The sequence below is a fragment of the Candidatus Neomarinimicrobiota bacterium genome, from assembly GCA_034716895.1.
Classification (GTDB): domain Bacteria; phylum Fidelibacterota; class UBA8477; order UBA8477; family JABMPR01; genus JABMPR01.
On record JAYEKW010000140.1, the window covers coordinates 1 to 2,681 of the forward strand.

Here is a 2,681-nt window from a genome sequence, read left to right on the forward strand (position 1 = left end):
TGCCAGTACCAATGATTCCTATCCGAACCGTAGAGATTTTCGGTGCGGCATAGCCTGACATATTAAACAGCTGCTTGCATAAACGTAAAGATAGGATATTTAGAGAGACCCTGAACTCGAAGTGCTTCGTCCTTCTTTCTGGTACTTTGTCAGTAATTCCTGTAGTTCCTCAACTATTTCAGGATAATCCAGCCAGAGGTTGTTTTTTTCATCCGGATCTGAATAAATATCATAAAGCTGCCCTTTGATCTCACTGTTATCAGTGATTACATTCTTCGGCTGTGTCCAGCCGCCTGAACCTAATTGCGGGATCATTTTCCATTTTCCCTGTCGAATAGCGAATTTGCCATCAATGGAATGATGTACCAGTGCTTCATGGATTTGCATCTCAACGGCTGCAATACCAACATTTTTGCCAAGCATCAGTTCTGATAAGTCCCAACTATCTTCAGCTGCAGTATTTGGAAGCTCATAATCCAGTAGTTTAGCAATACTAGCCATAATATCCACACTGCTAATCGGTTCAGAAGAAACCTGACCTTTAGGTACATTTCCGGGCCAGCTCATTACAAAGGGAACCCGGTGTCCACCTTCCCATATATCGGCTTTCATTCCGCGCCAGGGTGCATTCGGATTATGGTCATATTTGCTAATGACCGAGCCTGTGACCTGAAAATCCCGGCCATGCAAATGAGGATCACCAGCCCGTGCTGGAGAGCCGTTATCAGAAGTGAAAATCACAAGAGTATTGTCTGTAAGCCCATTACGGTCCAAAGCATTCATGATTTGACCCAAAGTATAATCAGTTTGATGAACTAAATCACCATATGGACCAGCCTGACTTTTTCCCTGAAATTCAAGTGCCGGAACAATTGGGGTATGAGGAGATGTTGAGGCAAAATAGAGGAAAAAAGGTTGATCGTTATTTGCTTTTGCATAGTTGTCGATATAGCTAACTGCCTTTTGAGTAAGAGTAGGTAAAATATCCTCCAATTTCCAGCCAGGAAGCATTTGTCCGGGATTTCCATAGATCGTATCTGGTTTCGGAATGGATGGGAAACCAAGTTCACGATCGTTTTCTATAAATAGGTAAGGTGGAAAGTTAGGAACATCCGTTCCAAAATAGTAGTCAAAGCCAGCAGTAAGAGGTCCACCAGTTATGGCTTTGCGATGATCTATTTGTGATTGATCATAAGCACCCCATAATTCTGGCAGCTCCGTATTATTATTTGTTGCCCACTGCATGCCCAAATGCCACTTTCCAATACAGGCTGTTTGATAAGAAACTTGCTTCAACATTTTTGGAATAGTAAGTCTATCCGATTCAATTAGTGGAGAATTGTATGGACCTAAAACCCCTCGTTTCAAGCGGGTTCTCCAGGCATAACGTCCGGTAAGAATTGCATATCTGGTTGGAGAGCAAACGCTTGATGGTGAATGAGCATCGGTAAAACGAATACCAGTAGAAGCAAGTCTGTCAATGTTTGGGGTTGGGATTTTGGAATCAGGCATATAGCATTGAGGATCTCCGTAGCCCATATCATCTGCCAGAAACAAAATGATGTTGGGGTGTCTAGCTTGTTTCTCACATGATGAACCGCTCATCAAGATAAATGCTAATGACAGGATAAAAAGGATACGATTATTCATTTTTTCTATCTTCAATTGCTTTGGCTATCGGGGTTTCTGTTATTTGTTCTTTTGTAAATGCCATAAGTTAAATTCTAAAATTCGTAATGCATCTTATTACAGCTCTTTCGCCGAGCATAGAAAAAATAAGTTCAAGATCGGTCATATGGTCTCTCAAGTTTTCTCTTTTGAGGTGCTTCAACTCCTTGTATTCACTTGGTTTTATTCAAAGCAAGATGCTTTGGGTACTCTAACTCTCCATTATCACTTTCAAAATATCCGGGCTTTTCTCCTTAAACTGTGCCATACGTTTTACCACCTCATTATTGGGGCCTGTCCATTTTTGGTGGAGTTGCTCTATTATTTCTTCTTTTTCAGTGTCACTTAGGTTTTCAAATACTCTACTTAGCATTACTTGTTCCATATCTTTTTTTATAAATTGGAGTGTGTCGATAAAAGGGTAAGTGCTTAAACTCCGATTTTGAATTTGGATTTACAATTTTGATTTGGAAGTACTGGGAACAATAGCGCTGTGGGCAATTAGCATCTCCTTGATTTTGCTGAATGGTACTTTCAAAGGTGTTGTGCTAAATTTGACCGCAAGGGCTGCAGCTGCTCCTGCAGCCTGACCCATCGCCATGCACGATGCCTGCACCCGTAATCCTGAATTGGCTAAGCGGTCGCTTGAAACGCAGCGGCCGGCTATGATAATGTTGGAAGATCCTTTGGGAACCAAAGCCCTCAAGGGAACCGTGGGTACTGTTCCCGGCTGCAGTGGCTTGGGCTGTACTCCATCCTTGGTATGCAGATCAACAGGGTAAAAAGCGTTCGCAATAGAATCTTCATAAACCCTGCCCGAAGTATAATCATCGTGAGTGATAATGGTCTCACCCAAAATACGATAACTCTCCCTGAAACCGGCTTCCGGCTGCATGTGCATGAGTCGCCTGTTCTCTTTACGTACTTTTCCCAGAATGGCCTTCCGACCGCTCAGGTTTGCCTCTGTTACCGTTCGAGAATTCGATGAATCAGCTCCATGAACGTAAATAGCA

The 2,681-nt window shown here is 42.6% G+C and carries 3 protein-coding genes and 1 pseudogene; all 4 read right to left on the reverse strand.

Going from position 1 to position 2,681, the window contains the following annotated elements:
• Nucleotides 1–99: 99 nt before the first annotated feature.
• The gene (locus tag U9Q77_08920; protein MEA3287479.1) at nt 100–1,650 is read right to left on the reverse strand and encodes an arylsulfatase; all 1,551 of its coding nucleotides are present in this window, start codon (nt 1,648–1,650) and stop codon (nt 100–102) included.
• Nucleotides 1,651–1,750: 100 nt separating this feature from the next.
• Nucleotides 1,751–1,855, reverse strand: a pseudogene (locus tag U9Q77_08925) (phage antirepressor protein).
• Nucleotides 1,856–1,879: 24 nt separating this feature from the next.
• Entirely contained in the window at nt 1,880–2,041 is a 162-nt protein-coding gene (locus tag U9Q77_08930) for a hypothetical protein (GenBank protein MEA3287480.1), read from the reverse strand.
• A gap of 81 nt (nt 2,042–2,122) precedes the next feature.
• Nucleotides 2,123–2,681 (reverse strand): FAD-dependent oxidoreductase (locus tag U9Q77_08935; GenBank protein MEA3287481.1); only part of this gene is annotated, 559 nt, incomplete at its 5' end.

What these genes read in the sequence shown, in the direction of transcription:
- U9Q77_08920 (MEA3287479.1), bottom strand. Translation starts at nt 1,650, where the DNA reads ATGAATAATCGTATCCTTTTTATCCTGTCATTAGCATTTATCTTGATG.
- U9Q77_08930 (MEA3287480.1), bottom strand. Translation starts at nt 2,041, where the DNA reads ATGCTAAGTAGAGTATTTGAAAACCTAAGTGACACTGAAAAAGAAGAA.